The following is an 18,438-nucleotide window of genomic DNA, read 5'->3' on the forward strand; positions in this document are numbered from 1 at the left end:
GTTCTCACTCACAAAATGATGGCTAAAAAAAGGCCCCCGCTGCAGGCAACGGGGGTTCTTTGTCATTATTTAAACACGTCCGCTTAAAACTCGCCGATGACCTGGCCATCATCTCTCACAGCAAGCTTTCTTAACGTGAACATGTCGATATTATCGGAGATAAACCGTACCCCACCGTCGGCCAATAACGCATGAATCCCTCCTGTATGAAATGAATTCAACACGGTATTCACTTCATATTCACTGCTCGCACTGGCATGGGCACTCGTATTCGAAAAGGCATTGGGCGGATGTCTGACTGTTGTCACTCCCCCGACATAACCATTCGTTGTTGGCACGGCAGCGAGATTTCCATTACGAGATTTCCATTATTAGATAAAATCGCCCCGTTGACTGAGTTGTTGACCCAACCGTGCCACCCCCCCAAAGGATTTGCACTCTCTTCTCTACCATTTACATTTCCAGATTGTTCCCCGATGACAATAGTATTACTTGTTCCGTCGGTGCAATCTCGCATACGTTTGGAAAAATAGATCGCCAGTAATCCATTATTGCAGTAGGCGCCGCCGCCAATCACATCTCCCGTACAAACCGTTGTTCGACTGGCTGGATCTGGGGTTGCGCCAGCGATTCCAACATAGTCCATCACCATGCTTTCATTTGCTAACGCGACTTCAGCATTGACCATTCCATGCGGACTGGAAGGACAAACGTAAATAGGCACTCGCAATGTTCGGAATACAGGCTGTAAACTTGAATGTGCCCAAAAACTTCCACTGAAATTGACCAGATTGTAAGCGGGTGCCTGATCAATATAAGGTAGAATCCCAACGCGCCAGTTTGCTCCCGAACGCTGAAATTGAGCCCCAATGGGGAAACTGTTAAATGCATCATGGTAGTTATGGAGAGCCAAGCCAATTTGCTTCATATTGTTTTTGCAGGTGCTACGTCTGGCTGCTTCGCGTGCCTGCTGAACGGCTGGTAAAAGTAAAGCAATCAGGATGGCAATGATCGCAATCACCACCAACAGCTCAATTAATGTAAAACCACGTCTGGATTGTCTCATATTTCGCATAGAATTCCCTCAATAAGATCATGAACATCCAAAAAAGAGGGATTCAAGCGCAAAGTCCCTGGCATTTTCTGAAGATAATTAATCATTAGTTTGTGCTAAATGATGATTTTGCAGTAAATAAAGGCAGGACTCACTACAGGTAGGACTCTCTCAATTAGCAGGTAGGACTCTCTCACTTAGACCGGGATCTCCAATTGGGGGCGAGAGTGAAACCGATCCATGTATATTTATTTACTGATAATAACAGTACGCCCCCCCCTGAGTCTAGCTTCTGCCAAGTTTTTGGCACCTTTTTGCGACCGGGAGTCTCGAGGCTCGGCTGGGCGGCGTCCAAACTGCACCCCATCGGACCGAAAACTGATTTCGGCGTGTAGAGTTCCTTGAGGAGCTGAGTACACTTAAGCCCACCTGTTCAATTCAGACCTCGAGAGGTTGTCGGCGGCGGACTAACCAAACGTTCATTCCGATCAAGAATCGCGGCGAGCAATCTCCTTTGCGTAGCCACTTCGGCTAGTTGGAACGTCACATCCCCGGCTTGGCGTGTCAGCCTGGCCCCGATCTTGATGAGCTTCTTTCCCGGAAAAGATGAGTGACCACTGCTCAACGTCTTAAGCTAATGCCAGTGATTTCAGATTTCGTTTACTTCAGGAAACTGGCGATCATCTGTTTTAGCTCTAGCTCTGCGGAGCCGCCGAAGGACCAAGGTCTGTTCGTAACCGCCGCGGCCCTTGGAGATCTGGTCGAAACGAATGTACCACATGCCGCATTCGCTGTAGGCGGCTACGACGACGAAGTGGTCGGGGGTTTTGTTCTGGACGAACAGCTGATATTCGACGAGCGTTTCGCCGGGGAGTTGGATCATTCTTACCGGCCCGATAGAGAGACAGCTGGCCTTAACGGGGCGGCTGGCGTCGCGGGCATTCCAGGCCAGAATCATCGCGGCTTAAATCTTTTGTGAGAAGTACGCTTGCTGATTCTGCAAGATTTTTCTGATTCACCTCGTCAGAGAAGGCCGGTTGCGATGTGCCGGGAAAGCGGAGGTCTGCTGTTGCAGTTTTTCGCGGACGATGCCTGGGACATCGCATGTAATACGGCCGTTGCCGTAAAATATTTGACTGTCGCTACACAGCTGGCAAAATAGATAACACATTTTCAGTAATAATTCAGACAGAGAGCCGTCCCGGCAGCAGGTCAAACCCCTGTGCGACAAATATTATGAGCCACTCTCCAGTATCTTCGAATGTGTAATCTCAGCAATTACTAACTGCCGTGGGCAGCTCTTAATCTACATTTGCGATTTCATCCTTCAACTTCTGCACAAGAGTGCAATAGCCATTTACACTAGAAAACTCTGAGTCTTGTGGACGGTCTCATTCCTGGGGGAAGCCAACCGATCGCCCGCACTACAGTGTTCAACCGAAAATGCTCTCGCAAATAGATGAGGCATCAGAACGTAATTTCAACGAGCCGGTGTATAGCATGTGGTCTCGGAAAATCGAAGTCCTTGAGTTTCTCTGAGATGCTTTTTGACATCGCCATAGTTGAAACTGGCCACTCTACGGCGGTTCGACTTGCTTCTGCTCCTCAAGTCGTCGACACGCTGCCTCAAAGCCTGTCAGGGCGGCTGTTTGGACCCGACTAAATTCATCGTGAAAATCTCGACCACTCTCGAACGCGGCTGGCCCCAGGGATCGCAGCCACGATTCAATTCCCTTGCCATGATGGTAGTAGTCACTCAACAGGAAACGTGCGACCAGTTGACCACAGGATGCGCACTTTACATAAACGGTTTGCGGCTGACCTGGTTCACTCACGAGCATGTTGCATACATCCGTGGACTGGCACTCCTGACATTTCTGAATGTGAACTTCCATTGCAACAGCCTCTCTTATTGAATGGTCAACTCATGCGACACAATAATTTAGAACAAACCAACGATGTCCCACCACCAATAGCCTGTCGAAAATGCCAGCATCGCTCCGACGACCGCGATCACCAAGCCAGGTTTGAGCATGTCGATTGTTTTCAACTCGCCAGTTCCAAACGCCATTGCGTTCGGGGGAGTCGAAATTGGCAGCGGCATTGCCAACGAGCAGGCAAAAGCCACACCAATCATAACGGGCGTGACGCTGGAGATGGCCAAACCCATAACGATCGGCAAGAGCAGGTTTGCAGTTGCGGTGTTACTCATCACGGACGACATCACAATTGCCAGTAATCCGAATGCCACCATCACGGTAAACACGCTGGAATCATGCAATGGAATATTGCCAATGATCCAATCATCCAAACCACTGAGGTCAATCGCCACGCCAAGACAACCTCCGCCCCCCATCAACAGCAACACGTCCCATGACAAGGCACGAAGGTCTTCGACAGACAATATTTTCAAACCGAAAAAAAGGACCAGCGGAACCAACGCGACAGTACCAGCCGAATATCCATGCGACTCGGTCGTCATCCAGCCCGCGATCGTCACAAGGGTCCCTCCAATGACGATCCATGACCGTTTATTCAACCCGTTGACTGGCTGATCTGCTGCAACCTCGACCTCGCGCTGCTGCCCGCGAAACAGGTAGAGCAGCAATGCCCACGTCAGAGTCAACATCACGACTACTCCCGGAACGCCGATAAGCATCCACATCCAGAACTGTGGTGCCAGCCCGGCCTGACGCATGTATTGCAAGGCGATCGCATTGGGTGGGCTGCCAATCGGTGTTCCCAGTCCACCCAGATTTGCGGCGAACGCGATACCCAGTAGCAAGGCTTGACGATACCGGTCATTTGGTGGCAGACTGCGAATGAACGGCAGGCACAATGCCAACATTGTCGCCGCGGTTGCCGTGTTACTCAGCCACATCGACAGGCAAGCCGTCAAGAGCATGACGCCGAACAACAACCGCGGGATGGAGCGTCCCGTCCGTGTGATGATGGCGAGGGCGATCCGATGATCTAATTGATACTTATGCAATGCAGAGGACAGCACGAAACCGCCCAGAAACAGCAAAATGATATCCGAGAAAAAAGGGGCCAGGAATTTGGTTGCCTCGACGGGATTTCCACTCTGCTCCAAGACTGGCCGCACCCAAACCAGACAACAGAACAGTACCACTAAACTTGTTACAAACAGTGGCACAACTTCAGTGATCCAAAGCGTCGCTGCGATCACCAGCACGACACCGGCAGCTTTTGACGGCCCGTCCATTCCCAAGGGGGACTCCACGATCAACAATACCAGGGCTACCAACGCAGCTGCCGAGAATACTACGTTCTTCCAGGAAACCCTACGCGAAGACAATTCCAGGCCCTTTCCAGCAAATTAGTATGGCGAGACTTCACCAGACAACAACTCACATTTACTTTGTCAGCGTTGCGCTGCACATTCTACCAGCAAATGATTTGCTGATGAAGTGTAAAGGGTTTCTGGACCATCAGGGGAATCATCATCCCCTGGGCGAGATGAAATTTCGCTTCACGGCGTTTGGTAATGATTTGTTCGGATGAATGACGCTGGGGGGCATATTCGCGTCCTCAATTGGTCCAGAATCCTGATTAGTATATCAAGTTCTGGATGCGGTTAAGGGGGCAGGTCAAAGCCACCTGCAGAGAGATCTGAAGCCAGCCCAGGGATCAAGCTCTATCTCCTGTTAGGCTTGAACTCGGCCATGACCCAGATCGACATGGCCGAGCTCCACCCAATGAACTTGACTGGAAGCGGAGCAAAACTGGGAACTGCGAGAATGTGCCCGTGGTGTCGTATCCGCTTTGGGCTGTTCAGAACAAACGCTGGTCACTGGAAAATACTCCGATAGGCCCCGCTCCCGGATCGCTGGGCTGGTAGACGGCCAAGGTGGCGAATAATCCATACGAATTAGACGCGGGGAAGTGTTGTTAGTATATTATTATCATAGGGGAGGAGGCGAGGCTGGATCGGTTCCAGGCTCCCTCCGAAGGAGATGTAAAGATAGACGCTGGCTGAAAATCTGCCTCTATGACCAATTCATCAAAATAGGTCAGTTTTTTCATTTCAAACCGGCTATTTCATTGTAATTGATCACACTCTGCAGAGAGAATAGAGGCGATTTTTAGATCAATCTGAGATTATGATCCCCCAGACCCTGAAACTCTTCAAGCAAGCGGGCCCTGATTGATGCTAGAGAACTTTGAAGTATTTGAGGTTGAACTGAGTACTCCAAATTTGATTGTGATTCCCCTGGGATCGACGCTGCAATTTCACTACAGCAACGTCCAGGTTGAATCCAACAAGGTATTAAGACTCTTCAACTCTCCAGAAATTAAGAATGTGATCATCGACCTTTCAAAAGTTGATTATCTAGATTCAGTCATCATCAACTCGATCATTCGTTACCTGCAGCAGGCCAGACAGACTGGGGGACAGGCCTTCTGCTGCAATGCCTCTGAGAATATGCAAAACATTCTCAAGTGCATCAGAGTAGGGACTCTCTGGCCGTTATTTGATACCCGGGAAGAAGCCATCGACTCCATCACCACAAATTTATAAACCTCTGATTTCTATTTTTTAGACGAAGAACATGCACCCGGTTTAAGGGGCAAGGTCAAAACGACACAACACTTAGTCTTGTGACTGGTGTCATCCTCGGGGGCAAGTCACTACTGTTGTGACCATGATAAGTTATTGAGGAAATTATCAGGTATGTACTGGACGCGACTTTTACTGATTCTAAGCTTGACTTCCCACCATGCGTGCCCACTGCATGCCGATGAGGCAGCGCCAGTCGCCAGATGGGATTTCTCGACTGAAGAATCGACTTCCTTATCCATTCATGGCAACGTGACCCGCGATCAGGCCGGTCCTGTTCCGCCTGAGTTTCCAGACTTCACAAAAGATAACACGGCGGTCCACCTTGATGGTAAGGGGGCATACATTGCTGTCCAAGATCCCGGGGACAAAAGTATTTTCGACTTTACTAATGGCGATACCATTACAGTTGAAGCTTGGGTTAAGGTTGAGAAAATTCGAAATGGACAGCCGATGTATGTCATCGGGAAAGGACGGACTCACTCTCCGCATGTTGCGCCTGACAATCAGAACTGGGCACTGCGCGTGGTTGGTGCCGGAGATGCCGTGAAACTCGGCTTCTTATTCGCAACACCTGCCTCCCCCGGTTCCAAAGGCCCCAACTGGCATCGCTGGACATCAAAATCAGGATTTGCCGTAGTAACCGGCTGGCATCATATCGCGGTGACTTATCGATTTGGTCAACCCGATTCTATTCAAGGCTGGATTGACGGTCGACCCACTGACGGCATATGGGATCTGCAGGGAGCAACCAAAGTGGCTCCCGTAGTTGATAACGATCAGATCTGGATCGGATCATCCATGGGCGGCAATACCAGCAACAGCTTTAACGGCTGGCTGGATACGATTGCAGTCTATCGAACCAGATTAAGTAACAACGTCATCGCATCGCATTTCCATCGACTCGGCGGCCCGCGCACCGTGGGACCTGCGCCCGAAATCATGCCCGAGATTTCCAATGTTCCACCGGGGCAGGTTCTGGTCACATTTTCCGAAAGCATGCCCGCCTCTGACCGCTGGTTGAATGAAGGCGAGAAATGGCCAAAGGAAACCTCCCGCTGGCTGGGGAATGAATTTCTGCTCCCGCGAATTCCATTGCGTTATGATGCCTGGGGCATTCGATCCAGTTGGAAAGCGCCGCTGCTGGTTCGCATGGCTGCAGATGTGGAACTGGAGCCAGGAAAACATCGGCTCTTACTGAGAGCTCGTGCTCTGGGGCGATTATGGATTGACGGCAAGGTTGTGGCACGCACAAAAGCGCTCACATATCGTCCTCCCAATGGTGAAGAACCAATCACGCCACTGGCCGAGCCCCCGTTGCCCGGTGTCCGAGTGAAGGGGTATCGGATGCAGGAAGTCTTTGGAGAGATAACAATCCCTGATGATGATAAAGGCAAAACCCGACTCTGTCGCGTGGTGCTGGAACTGGTAACCGGTGGAAAGAACCTGCGCACTGAAACAGGTGAAGTCTGCGTGGCAATTCAGACGGACAACGGAAAATCCTATGCAGTCATTCGACCTCAACACCAGGATGCGCTTCCCCTAACCGACGCCGCCATTAATCCCGTGTTGTCACAAATAGAGGCTGCGATCTCTCGACTGGAAGACGAGACCCGACTGAAGGCAGCTACGAGTCAGGATGACTTCTGGGAGACACGACATGCTGCCGCCCGAGCATGGGCGTCACAACACCCTGCTCCGGAAATTCCCACCGTTGCGGATTCTGCGATCAACCACCCGATTGATCGCTTCCTGGTCAGCAAGATTGACAAAGCACTCTTAGAATCTTCGGCCACCGATCGCAGTCAGGCAGAACACTTTCACAAAACAATTCTGCCACTCCTGCAAGAGAATTGCTTCCGCTGCCATGGAGACAAAGATAAAGGCGGATTAAGACTGAACACCAGAGAGAATGCATTGAAGGCAGGCGATTCCGAAATCCCGGCGATTGTTCCCGGTGATATTTCAGCCAGTGAGCTAGTGGAACGCATTCGAGCACAAGACGAAAGCATTCGTATGCCTCCGACTGGAAATGGCCTGAGCAAGCAACAGATCGCAGAACTGGAGAAGTGGATTCAACAGGGGGCGATCTGGCCTGCCGTTCCACTGGAGGCCTCCGAAGTGGCGTTGGCCCCCGTCATCAACGACGAAGCATTTCTGCGGAGGATTTATCTCGATACCGTGGGAGTCCCGCCGACCTTGGCTGAAGTTCGGCAGTTTCTGGAAGATTTCGATCCGGACAAACGCAACCAACTGATTGACCGGCTGCTGGAAGACGACCGCCTTGCTGACCATTGGGTCAGTTATTGGATGGATTTACTGGCTGAGAATCCGACCTTACTGAATGCCTCGCTGAACAGCACAGGCCCCTTTCGCTGGTTTCTGTATGATGCCTTACGCGATAATAAATCATTCGACAGAATCGTGACGGAACTTTTACTGATGCGCGGCAGTCCGCATGAAGGTGGCAGCGCCGGTTTTGCAATTGCTGCAGAAAATGATTCGCCTTTTGCTGCCAAAGGGCATATCATCGCGTCCGCATTTCTGGGAATCGAACTTCAGTGTGCACGCTGCCACGACTCCCCCTATCACAGCACGACTCAGCGCGATTTATTCTCACTGGCTGCGATGCTGAACCGTAAACCTCTGACGGTCCCCTCGACCAGCCGCGTGCCTGATGCATTCTTTGAAAAGAAAGCCAGAGAGTCTCTGATTCGGGTCACTTTGAAGCCGGACGAAACGATTCAGCCAGACTGGCCGTTTGCTAGTGTTACCGGAGCCGTTGATGGTCCGAAAATTGACAGGCTCATGTACAACCCACAGGACACGCGGGAACGGTTAGCTGCGTTGATCACTGCACCGGAAAACAAACGTTTTGCCTATGTGGTCGTCAATCGTTTGTGGAAACAGCTAATCGGGACAGGAATGGTGGAGCCAGTTTATGACTGGGAAGGCCGCAAACCAAGTCATCCGAAGATGCTGGACTGGCTGTCACACCAGTTTATCAGTCATGACTATGATCTGAAGCACGTCATTCGCCTGATTGTTACTTCTCAAGTTTACCAGCGAGAAGCGACTGGAAACAACGGAACGAAACCTGAAGCGCTGCGGTTCTTTACTGCTCCTGAGAAACGCCGACTGACTGCGGAACAGATTGTTGATGCCATGCATACCGCGACCGGAAAACAGTTGGACGTTGAAGAACTTACCTTTGTGCACGATGGTCAACGAGACGTCAGCAATCGTCTGTCATTGGGACGCCCCAGCCGTGCCTGGATGTTTGCGGATTTAAAGAATGAGCGAGACCGGCCGAGCCTCTCTCTGCCTTATGCCCGTACCGTCACTGATGTTCTGGAGGCGTTCGGCTGGACTGGATCTCGTCAGAAACCGATCATGCATCGCGAAACGGAGCCGAATGTACTGCAACCGGGAGTATTGGCGAACGGTACTCTTTCCATGAACCTCATTCGTGTGTCAGATCAAAGTGAGTTGGCCCAGTTGGCTGTCGACAGCAGGAAGTCTGAGGAAATCATTGAAGCGTTATATCTTCGTTTTCTATGTCGTCACCCAAACCAGGAAGAACTGAATACATTCAGTAACGCATTGGCTCAAGGGTTTGATTCCCGTCTGCTGCCGGCAGACGAAATCGTGCCTGTTCAAGAACCATCTCCCTTACCGCAGGTGACCTGGTTTAACCACTTGCGACCGGAAGCTAATACTATCCAGCAGAAGGTGGAGCGACGTGTCCGTAAGGGGCCACCAGCCGATCCGCGTTTACGTCCCGAATGGCGGGAAGTTTATGAAGACATTATCTGGAGTCTGATGAATCATCGGGAATTTGTCTGGGTTCCTTAGCGATCTCTATTCATTTTCTCGACCTGTGAGATGTTTCTGAGTATTATTTCTTGATTTAACTGACCTCAAACACGGCATTACGAGATGCAATCATTAAAAAATCAATGTGCGGTACCCTCTTTCAATCGACGCGAGTGCCTGGCCGCGGGAGTGGCATTAGCGGGCGGACTGGCGACCTCAAAATTCAGTCTGGGTGAAACCTCATCAAAACTGATTCGCGGCAAAGCCGAGCATGTGATTTCGATCTGGCTTGGCGGGGGGATGGGACAGATTGACACCTTTGATCCCAAGCGAAAAGGAGATCCCAAGACCAGGAAGGCGGGAGCCTACTATGACTCAATCGATACCGCAGTGCCGGGTGTGCAACTTTGTGAGCATCTTAAGAAGCTGGCTCCCCTGATGGATCGTGTTACGGCTGTGCGAACGGTCAATCATGAATCGATAGACGAACATGCTGCCGCCACAAATCGCATGCACACCGGTCGCTCTATTAGTGGTACAGTCACCTATCCCTCGCTTGGTTCGTTGGTAACCCACGAACGAGGCGCGGTCTCTGACGGCGCTCCTCCTTATGTCTTAATCGGTTATCCGAATGTGACACGTGGTCCAGGCTTTCTAGGGGCCGGCCATGGCTATCTCTATTTGACCAATACCAATGAAGGTCCGGCAGGATTGTCTCGACCAGATCATATCACATCTGACCGACAGGCGCGACGAGAATCATTCCTGGCTGTTTTACAGAAACAAGGAAAAGCAGCCAGCGAACAGAAAGTACGCGACTATGAAGCCGCTATTCAACAAAGTTTGAAGCTGAGTGGGCCGGAATTTAATCAGGCCTTTCAACTGGATAAAGAGCCAGCAGAACTGCGAACAAGGTACGGTGGAGAATTTGGTCAGCGCTGTCTGTTAAGCCGCCGGCTTGTGGAACGAGGTGTTCGATTCATTGAAGTCTCGCATAACCTGAACTTTCTAAACGGGGCTGGCTGGGATGTGCATTACGAGGGGATTTTGCAGCAGCACAAACTGATCCAGGAAATGGATACAGCAGTCGCAACCTTGATTTCCGATCTCGAACAGAAAAAACTCCTGGATAAGACTCTGATCGTCATCACGACGGAATTTGGTCGTCCACCGGAATTTGACAGCGGCGGAGGACGGGGACATCAGGGAACCGCATTCAGCTGTGTTCTCGCCGGCGGCGGTCTGGCACACCGTGGCGCATGGGGAGTGACCGACGAGCTTTCCAAGAAAATCGTCGAAAACCCAGTGGATCTCCCAGATTTCTTTGCCACGATTCTCGCCTCTCTGGGGATCGACTACACGAAGAATCTCTATGCCAACGATAGACCCATTCCCATTACAGATGGCGGTCTACCTGTCAAAGAACTGTTTGCATAGCCTATAGCCCTGCTATTTGTCAGGACATTCGTTGGGTACAAAAAGACTGTCGCCCGTTAAGTCCCATAGCCTATTGATCTTTGAAAACAAAATCTGGTGCAAGAACTGACGTGAAGGACTGTTGGTTGCGACCTTTTCGAAGAAAACGCACGTACGGTCAGCATGAAGAAATCACTTGCTTATTGATTTGATCTACGCCGCAATCCGCTTATACGACTTGATCAGCCCGCCGAGATGTTCCTCGCAATGGATCTCATTAAGCTTGATCACCTCGAATTCCGGCGGTTGATTGGCACAACAGGGCGGCAGATGTTCTCGTGAGCTGTGCGCTCGATGTTTGTTGTAATAGTCAACGAATTCCGAAACTAGATAATCGAGATGCGTCTTGCCAAATGCGATGAAATGATTCAGGGCTTCGTATTTAATCGTTTGCACAAACCTTTCGACCCGGGCATTCAGATTGGGAGATCGGATCGGTAGCCTCTTCGGCTGGATGCCTTTGTTCTTTAGAAACTGCTTGAACCTAATTGAGAACTTCGTGTCTCGATCATGGATCAGGCAGGTTGGCCTCTCATCCCGGTTGGCAACGTGGTTTACAAATGCTTCTGCCTGTTTCGTGACTCAGGCAGAAGCCGGACTTCGCGTTGAGGGTGTCACAAAGACTTCACGCGTCTCAAGATGCATGAAAACTAACACATATAAATCGACTAGCCCCCGCGGTGTCACGGCTCGTTTCGTAAAGAAATCACATGCCCAGAGCGTTTTCGAATGAGTTTTGAGAAACTGGTCCCAGGTGCCGGTACTTCGTTTCGGACTCGGCTCGATCCCTGCTTCCTTGACGATATTTTTCACCGTCTGACGACAGATCCGGGAAATGCCGAGTTTCCTAAGTTCACCCAGGATGCGAGTGTAGCCGAACCCCGTTTCACGGGCGATCTTGAGAACAAGTTCTCGCAGTACGGCACTCTTTCCTGACCGACCAATGAGCTTTTTCTTCCGGCTTCGTTTCTCTTCCCGTACCCAGCGATGGAAGGTGCCGGGAGTGACGATCGTGATCAGTTCGTTGATCGCCGTTCCGAGCGGCTTGCCATATTTCAGGAGCTGCGCACGTTCGTGAGGTTTTGTATGAATCTCTCCAGGGATACGGTCCCGCAGAATCCGGTTCTCATTTTTCAAATAGAGGACGTATTTAGCCAACAGGCTGTCGGAAGCAGTAGCGATCAATGTCAGCAGTGGATGAAAAAGTTGAATCATGGTGGTAAAATGGGTCTCGGTAGTAACATGCTGTAAAATAAGGAGATGTCATTTTATTTGTCCCCCACTGAGACACAGTTCACATTCGATGGACGACCTATTTCCGTGCTCTGCGGAACCTTCTACGACGGCAGGGCCGCACAGTTGACGTAGCTCACCTTAGATACCGGTGTCGCGGCTGTCTTAAGCTATTCCAGAAAAGTTCGAAAGCCTTGAGTCACCTCAAAATCACCGTAGAGGCTCGAACTTTTGTAAGCTCCTTTCGTTTCACGGCTCCCAGAATCAGCCCAAGTAAAAGTCTTTAAGAAGAGGGTTTTGTATGTGACGGGGCAGGTCAATGACCACCTTGGCTGCCTTGCCTGGCATAAGAGACCTCCCGGTCTCAGTTGAGAAACTGTAAATTCTCGGAAGTCTGCCACAAAACTCCGATTCCATGCCACACCGATTGGCGGATCGACATCTAGTCTCTCGTGGCTCCAGCCTCGCTACTCGCCCTTCTTTGCCGTCGCCAGTCGTGCTTGTGAATCCGCCAAATCGAATTGTCGCTGGGCCGTTTCGTATGCTCCGAGTGCCCCGGACCGCGAACGCTGTACTGCCTGTTGATCAAGTTGCACCAATGTCTGAAGCTTTTTCTGGTACTCGCTCATCTTGCCATTCGCAAAGGCCAATTCAGCCTCCAAGTCGATCGTTACACGTTTGAGATCGGCAATGGCTATTGGCGACAATCTGCCGTAGGACGCCTGCAATTCTTCCTGATTTAAGGCGACTAGGATTCCGAGGTATTTGATCACGCTCTCTTTATCGTCGTTGACGACTGCCAATTCGTAATAGGCTTGGGCCAGTTCTTTCTGCGACCGGCGTAATGTGGCCCGGTCGATCTGTTTTTGTGCGAAGAGCCGAGCGTTTGCTTCCGCCGATATTTTCACAGTCGCAGTCAATTGACCCAATGCGCGGATTTGCGCCTGCTTGTCCCCTGATGCATTCGCGAGACGCACGCGGCGATAAACCGCTTCTTGTTCAATGATCGCCAGTTGAGCCGCGCTGATCGCTCCTTGAGCGGCCGCGTTACGCGATTGCTGCAAAGCGGCATTGTCCTGCTCGACCAAAAACCGCAATTGTGCGACCACTTCGCGTTGGTTTCCTTCTGCTTCAGCCAACAGAATCTTCGATTCAGCCAATGCCTCGCGGACTTCCCGCACCTTGTCTGGAGAAACGCCACCGGCATCGTAAAAACGAAGCAAGTCCGACAACGCCTTCTCGGTTCTTGTAACCGCAGTCCGGGCATAACGCACGAGTGCATCATTCTGGCGACCTGTTTGGGAATACGCAGTCGAAGTCAGCAACAAAACAACACAAACAAAGAATAATCCAACAGCACGCATGGTGACGATTCCTAATCAAGTGACATTGCCCCGATCTTAGTACCAGCCTGAGTGAGAGAATCGGGGTTCATGGGGCCGGTGTTCTTCTGGAGTGAGGCCGTAGGCTGAACGGAAGAAGAACACTGCGCGTCAAATGCCGCAGGGGTCTGGTAATCCAATGCACTATGCAATCTAAGATGGTTGTAGTCAAGCCACCAGTGAGCTTCCGCCACGCTAAGGAACAACTCGCAGTTGACCTCCTCCCGATTTCTGTGGTTTCACAACCAGGTCAGACTGCAGGAGAGGTTATACTCTGCAAGCGGGACGGTTGAGAGATTTTATAAACGTTCGTTATTGCGAACATCTGCTAAATTACGCTCGATGAACACCTAGTCGTGCTGAACTGAATCCGTTCTTCCCATATTCGAATTCAAAACACCGTTTCCCCGTAAAGAAGGACGAAAACCGGAATATCATTGAAAGTACTCAATAGTACCACCACGAGTTCCAGCAGCATCTATCACCTATAAAGATAGACCAACTCCAGACAGAAATAATTTTACTGTAGATCTTTTTCTGTCATAGACCAACGTACGGACAAATCGGAAAATGACAGTGCCATTCAGCCCTGCCCCCTTTAATAATCTCTCGCAATGATCAGACGATCTTTTAGACTACATATCCAAATCCTAACGATCTTTTACCTTGTTCAGCAGATCCGCAAGTTCCTCCGTTGTGCCTGCCAGCGTGTTGCCCCCCACTATGCCATGACAACCGGACCATGCAGACATAGATTTCCTCCCGCTAAGGGCCAGTATTTCGGGTTTCAGCTTGTAGCCCACAAACTTGTCCCATCCAATACTGATCACAATGAATTGCCCCTCAATGTCGTCCCATCGCCAGGAATCTCTTTGAAATAGTTTCTCGAAAACAAACCCATCCTCTGTAACAATGACTCGTGGGCGACCTCTGATCATAGCGACCAACTGTAAAAGAATGCTCACCGAGACTGCTGATAGACATGCGACTACAGTCCAGCTGCCTACTCCCAAAAGACCGATTGAGATGCAAAGAATTCCGAAGACCATCAACAGGTTGCCGACCAGCAACACTTTGAGTCGCTTTGAAAGTGTAGATGGAATTATTGTTACCATCGAAAATCTCCATTTAGCTGCGGTTCCACGAAAGTCGGATGAACAGTAAATCGTTTTCTCGGCATTTTTCATACTCCCTAAACTATGTCCAAAATTGAAATGTTACCACATTTCAGGTGGACTCGGTTAAGGGGGCTAGGTCACGGTGATTAACGCTGACTCAATTTGCAATACCTTGAAGTGAGTTGTTCCCAGCCATTATAATTCTTGTATAGATGCAAGCTTCCCAGATTCATTGAAACTACAATATATTATTTCCAGGTCTCCGAAATAATATCAGAAACCAAGCCTACCGGAATCATTATGAAATACTCGTTCTTCCTGCCATTTGCGCTCATTATTGCATCGCTCACTCTGACGACTGATCACGACTGCCATGCTCAGGAAACAATCAGTCGCAAAGTGACCAAAGAGGACATGCCACGCATTCCATCCACTGCACCGGACAAGGCTCTGGATACATTCAAACTAGCCAAAGGCTTTACACTGGAAATGGTGGCTGCGGAGCCAAGTGTCGGGGATCCCGTGGACGCCTGCTTTGACGAACATGGTCGCATGTTTGTCGCGGAAATGCATGGGTATCCCTTTTCTCAAGAGCCGACCAAGCTGAACCCGGAGAGGGGGCAAAAAGTACGCCGGCATCATTCGCATGCTGCAAGATGGCGATGGTCGCTTGGACAAGAGTGTTGTCTTTGCTGACCAGAGCAGCTGGCCGACGTCTGTCTGCTGTTACGATGGCGGCGTGTTTGTGTTTCGGTCGCGCGCTGGACAGACAGCCATGAGCTTTCGTGTCTGACTGGACCCGATTCAGTCCATTCAACTATCGATTACGCCCGGACAATCAAATCGGAGTGATGTACTTTCAGTCGAATTAACAGTGGAAGTGCCAGGACACAGAACAATCCTGCACACCCCCAGGCGGCATGGCGATTCTTGGCAACGGCGTAGGCACTACATCCCCAGAGGTAGGTCGCGGTACCAAGCAGGTACGGCCCCAGAAACACCAGTGTTTCTGTCGGCTCAACCAGATTGATCAGGAATACGGCCGGGCTGCCGAACTTCAGGATCAGTCCACAAGTGATGATCCACCAGGCACGCTTTCGATTTTTAGGATCCATTTTCTTGACTCCAGATAAGGCTGGTTTATGCAATTGTTATTTACCGGCTGTTCAGGCAGCCCGCTGCCCCCCGCTTTCGGTAAGCAACTCAGGTGAAGGATGTAATTCACATGCTGTCTTCGAATGTCGTTTTTTGGGTCGTCGCCTCATTACTTTCAGAAATAATGACGGCATCATACGCTTGCAGAACCAGAGAAATTTTGCCAAAGGCGTCACAACCACAAGCGGCTGATTCTTCTGGATGGCTCGAACTGCTTTGGCTGCGACCGTTTCAGGTGTCGTTGTGAGCCAGGCAGGTGGAGTGCGAACCTGACGCGAACTTCCGATACGAGGTGAGTTCTGAAAAATCTGGGTATTTACAAACCCGGGACACAATGCTGTCACCCCCAGAGTACTGCGACCATATTCTGCCAGCAGGGATTCACTAAGTCCCAGCAAGCCAAACTTACTAATGTTGTAAGCCGTGAGTTTACTGCCGGCAACCAGACTCGCTAAACTCCCGACATTTAAAATATGGGATTCGCTCTGCGACAGCAAAGTTGGCAGTAGTTGGCGAGTCAACTCGATCGGCGCCAGTAAGTTGACACCCAGCAGCTGGTTCCATTGCTGCTCTGTCATCTCATCGGTGGGGCCATAGCAGGCGATCCCGGCGTTGTTGACCAGAATATCGAGCCCCCCCCACTCCGAAAGCAGGTCTTTCAGGCAGTCTGTGATCTGAGTCGTATCGGAAAGGTCGCAGTATCTCCCAATCACTGCCACGCCTGCATCCTTCGCCTGTTCGACGACGGGCAACAGGCCAGCCTCGTCGATATCCAGCAAATAGACATTGACGCCTTCTCGCGCCAGACTCATCGCAATTTCACGGCCAATCCCCGCAGCGGCTCCGGTAATCAGAGCCCTCTTTCCATTTAAAATTTTCATCAGGCAGCATCTCCATACGTGTTGACTGATTTAGAAATGTTTGATTTGCCATACTTGATCGAGGGAAAGCCTGTTTTACCTGATTCTGCTCTTGTAAAGTCAACCATCTCATGAATATTCCCCTTCACAGGGACAGCTGCGAACTTTCGGTCTTGCTGATGGACACGCATTGCAATACCGCTTTTCGGGCTCAGCGTCAGCTTAACCATTCGATCGATTCGAGATTGCGGTACCACTGCTAATCGAAACGCCTGCAGAATCATTGCTAGACTGATCTTGATAATCGTCATCCCCAGTGTGTATCCCAGGCAACTTCGAGGCCCCGCCCCAAATGGGAAATATTCATAAGTATTGGGCTTGATCGTAAACCACCGCAGCGGATCAAATCGGTTCGGCTCCGTAAAAAGATCCGACATATGGTGTGTGACATACTGACTACACATGACTCTATCACCTGGGCGGACCCGGACACCACCCAGTTCTGCCTCTTTGCGGGCGACTCGATAGGTAATTGGAACGGGTGGCAAGATTCGCATGGCTTCCTTGATCGAGGCATCTAGTAAGGGTAGCTGGTCTAATTGTCGGATCGTTGGCGCATCACCGGCCAGAACGTGGTGTAATTCATCGAATAATTCACCCATAATAATTGGGTGTTGAGCCAGCAGAAAGAGTGTCCAGGTCATTGCATTCGCGACAGTTTCAAAACTGGCTACGAATAGAAATGTAGCTGGACCAATCAGGTCAGGAATCAATTCAGAGTCGGAGTCGCCCTGATAGGCGCGGACCATCATCTCCAGAACGTCTGAGCGGGCAGCAATCGATGCCTGTCGTTTATCCAGCATTTCCTGAATCGTTGCGGTGATCTCCTCTCCACGCCGGATTAAATCGCGATAGGGAGTTCCCGGCAAATTTAATCGAAGCGAAGCTGGCGATACATAACTCTGTTGCATAAACAGTTGAAGAGACTCACCCAATGCGCGGGAGTCTTCCAGAGATTCACGTCCAAACAGCAACCGGCAGGACAGGTTTCCAGATAAGGTACGCATCTGCTCCCAGATTTCAACTTCCTGCCCGTCAGACCAGCGACCTATGAGTTCGTTCGTCAAGGCCACAATATCGGACTGATACTCCTGGACGGCATGCTTTTGAAATGCAGGAAAAACAGTTTTTCGCAGGGACCTCTGCTGGTTAACTTGGGGCACATTGAAACCAACGCGAATCCGATTCAGCCCGGAGTCCCGCGGGCCACGAATACCGACCGAACCTAGACGAAACGTCTTCTCATCCTGGAGGATTCGACGGTTGTTATCCGGTCCAAATCCAACGACAAATTTACGCTGTTTTCGTCTGTAAGGAACCGGGGATCCTACGGCGAATATCTGGCCGTATGTGCGATGCATCTCAGCGCAACATGAGAGTGGATCACGGAAAAAATGAGTGTACCAGGGTAACGCTTTGAAACCTTTGAGGACTTGAGGATGATCGCTGATTGCAGACAAAACGGTGTCCCTCTGTGTTTTATCACGAAATCTATACCACAAGCCCTGTAATGCTGCAGCAGTGTCGATCAAAGACTGTACCCAACCTTCTAATGCAAAAAGGTTTATATGTCTATCTTTTCGGATAAAAGTCAGTTAAACTTTATGGTTTTTTCCGATTGTCCTGAATATCGTAAATAATTCTCAGAAACGAGTCAGGAAATTGCATAACCAATTTATGACCTGTCTCCTTTAACCGCTAT

General features: G+C 50.4%; 15 protein-coding genes and 1 pseudogene. 5 read left to right on the forward strand and 11 right to left on the reverse strand.

Going from position 1 to position 18,438, the window contains the following annotated elements; all coding sequences use genetic code 11:
* Positions 1 to 83: 83 nt before the first annotated feature.
* The 4 genes and pseudogenes from F1728_RS04700 to F1728_RS04715 form a co-directional block, all read right to left on the reverse strand.
* Positions 84 to 1,075: pseudogene (locus F1728_RS04700) on the reverse strand (DUF1559 domain-containing protein).
* 628 nt (positions 1,076 to 1,703) lie between these two features.
* Positions 1,704 to 2,012, reverse strand: coding sequence for a hypothetical protein (locus F1728_RS04705; RefSeq protein ID WP_155363119.1), 309 nt, complete (start codon positions 2,010 to 2,012; stop codon positions 1,704 to 1,706).
* 619 nt (positions 2,013 to 2,631) lie between these two features.
* Positions 2,632 to 2,949, reverse strand: coding sequence for a hypothetical protein (locus F1728_RS04710; RefSeq protein WP_155363120.1), 318 nt, complete (start codon positions 2,947 to 2,949; stop codon positions 2,632 to 2,634).
* 47 nt (positions 2,950 to 2,996) lie between these two features.
* The gene (locus tag F1728_RS04715) at positions 2,997 to 4,373 is read right to left on the reverse strand and encodes an SLC13 family permease (protein WP_228030506.1); all 1,377 of its coding nucleotides are present in this window, start codon (positions 4,371 to 4,373) and stop codon (positions 2,997 to 2,999) included.
* Positions 4,374 to 5,225: 852 nt separating this feature from the next.
* Between F1728_RS04715 and F1728_RS04720 the strand changes: the two genes are divergently transcribed.
* From F1728_RS04720 to F1728_RS04730, 3 genes are all read left to right on the forward strand, one after another.
* Complete coding sequence (locus F1728_RS04720; RefSeq protein WP_155363122.1) at positions 5,226 to 5,597, forward strand: STAS domain-containing protein; 372 nt, start codon at positions 5,226 to 5,228, stop codon at positions 5,595 to 5,597.
* A gap of 153 nt (positions 5,598 to 5,750) precedes the next feature.
* Entirely contained in the window at positions 5,751 to 9,491 is a 3,741-nt protein-coding gene (locus F1728_RS04725) for a DUF1553 domain-containing protein (protein ID WP_155363123.1), read from the forward strand.
* 84 nt (positions 9,492 to 9,575) lie between these two features.
* Complete coding sequence (locus F1728_RS04730) at positions 9,576 to 10,889, forward strand: DUF1501 domain-containing protein (protein WP_155363124.1); 1,314 nt, start codon at positions 9,576 to 9,578, stop codon at positions 10,887 to 10,889.
* Between the two features lie 192 nt (positions 10,890 to 11,081).
* Here F1728_RS04730 and F1728_RS04735 read toward each other — a convergent pair whose 3' ends face one another.
* The 4 genes from F1728_RS04735 to F1728_RS04750 all read right to left on the reverse strand — a co-directional run bounded on the left by F1728_RS04735 (position 11,082) and on the right by F1728_RS04750 (position 14,730).
* A complete protein-coding gene (locus F1728_RS04735; RefSeq protein WP_155363125.1) occupies positions 11,082 to 11,447 on the reverse strand; it encodes an integrase core domain-containing protein in 366 nt (121 codons plus the stop codon).
* A 63-nt stretch (positions 11,448 to 11,510) separates the two neighbouring features.
* Positions 11,511 to 12,143 (reverse strand): hypothetical protein, encoded by a 633-nt coding sequence (locus F1728_RS04740; RefSeq protein ID WP_155363126.1) that lies wholly within the window; start codon positions 12,141 to 12,143, stop codon positions 11,511 to 11,513.
* Positions 12,144 to 12,628: 485 nt separating this feature from the next.
* Positions 12,629 to 13,525, reverse strand: coding sequence for a coiled-coil domain-containing protein (locus F1728_RS04745; protein WP_155363127.1), 897 nt, complete (start codon positions 13,523 to 13,525; stop codon positions 12,629 to 12,631).
* Positions 13,526 to 14,193: 668 nt separating this feature from the next.
* A complete protein-coding gene (locus F1728_RS04750; protein ID WP_155363128.1) occupies positions 14,194 to 14,730 on the reverse strand; it encodes a PH domain-containing protein in 537 nt (178 codons plus the stop codon).
* Between the two features lie 231 nt (positions 14,731 to 14,961).
* Between F1728_RS04750 and F1728_RS04755 the strand changes: the two genes are divergently transcribed.
* Positions 14,962 to 15,357, forward strand: coding sequence for a DUF7133 domain-containing protein (locus F1728_RS04755; RefSeq protein WP_155363129.1), 396 nt, complete (start codon positions 14,962 to 14,964; stop codon positions 15,355 to 15,357).
* Complete coding sequence (locus tag F1728_RS32830) at positions 15,308 to 15,454, forward strand: DUF7133 domain-containing protein (protein WP_449267413.1); 147 nt, start codon at positions 15,308 to 15,310, stop codon at positions 15,452 to 15,454. Before F1728_RS04755 ends, F1728_RS32830 begins: the two co-directional genes overlap by 50 nt.
* A gap of 31 nt (positions 15,455 to 15,485) precedes the next feature.
* Here the strand turns inward: F1728_RS32830 and F1728_RS04760 are convergent, their stop codons facing one another.
* From F1728_RS04760 to F1728_RS04770, 3 genes are read right to left on the reverse strand one after another with little or no spacing between them, the layout of a single operon-like run.
* Positions 15,486 to 15,776, reverse strand: a complete 291-nt coding sequence (locus F1728_RS04760) for a hypothetical protein (RefSeq protein WP_155363130.1) — start codon at positions 15,774 to 15,776, stop codon at positions 15,486 to 15,488.
* Between the two features lie 51 nt (positions 15,777 to 15,827).
* Complete coding sequence (locus tag F1728_RS04765; protein WP_155363131.1) at positions 15,828 to 16,697, reverse strand: SDR family NAD(P)-dependent oxidoreductase; 870 nt, start codon at positions 16,695 to 16,697, stop codon at positions 15,828 to 15,830.
* Entirely contained in the window at positions 16,697 to 18,268 is a 1,572-nt protein-coding gene (locus F1728_RS04770; protein WP_315853513.1) for a cytochrome P450, read from the reverse strand. Before F1728_RS04770 ends, F1728_RS04765 begins: the two co-directional genes overlap by 1 nt.
* Between the last annotated feature and the right edge of the window lie 170 nt (positions 18,269 to 18,438).

This window comes from Gimesia benthica (assembly GCF_009720525.1).
GTDB classification, from domain to species: Bacteria; Planctomycetota; Planctomycetia; order Planctomycetales; family Planctomycetaceae; genus Gimesia; species Gimesia benthica.

Bases quoted from the DNA above. Each gene is read 5' to 3' on its own strand.
- F1728_RS04760 (WP_155363130.1), bottom strand. From the start codon at position 15,776: ATGGATCCTAAAAATCGAAAGCGTGCCTGGTGGATCATCACTTGTGGA.
- F1728_RS04765 (WP_155363131.1), bottom strand. From the start codon at position 16,697: ATGAAAATTTTAAATGGAAAGAGGGCTCTGATTACCGGAGCCGCTGCG.
- F1728_RS04740 (WP_155363126.1), bottom strand. From the start codon at position 12,143: ATGATTCAACTTTTTCATCCACTGCTGACATTGATCGCTACTGCTTCC.
- F1728_RS04730 (WP_155363124.1), top strand. From the start codon at position 9,576: ATGCAATCATTAAAAAATCAATGTGCGGTACCCTCTTTCAATCGACGC.
- F1728_RS04755 (WP_155363129.1), top strand. From the start codon at position 14,962: ATGAAATACTCGTTCTTCCTGCCATTTGCGCTCATTATTGCATCGCTC.
- F1728_RS04725 (WP_155363123.1), top strand. From the start codon at position 5,751: ATGTACTGGACGCGACTTTTACTGATTCTAAGCTTGACTTCCCACCAT.
- F1728_RS04720 (WP_155363122.1), top strand. From the start codon at position 5,226: ATGCTAGAGAACTTTGAAGTATTTGAGGTTGAACTGAGTACTCCAAAT.
- F1728_RS04745 (WP_155363127.1), bottom strand. From the start codon at position 13,525: ATGCGTGCTGTTGGATTATTCTTTGTTTGTGTTGTTTTGTTGCTGACT.
- F1728_RS32830 (WP_449267413.1), top strand. From the start codon at position 15,308: ATGCTGCAAGATGGCGATGGTCGCTTGGACAAGAGTGTTGTCTTTGCT.
- F1728_RS04750 (WP_155363128.1), bottom strand. From the start codon at position 14,730: ATGAAAAATGCCGAGAAAACGATTTACTGTTCATCCGACTTTCGTGGA.
- F1728_RS04705 (WP_155363119.1), bottom strand. From the start codon at position 2,012: ATGATTCTGGCCTGGAATGCCCGCGACGCCAGCCGCCCCGTTAAGGCC.
- F1728_RS04710 (WP_155363120.1), bottom strand. From the start codon at position 2,949: ATGGAAGTTCACATTCAGAAATGTCAGGAGTGCCAGTCCACGGATGTA.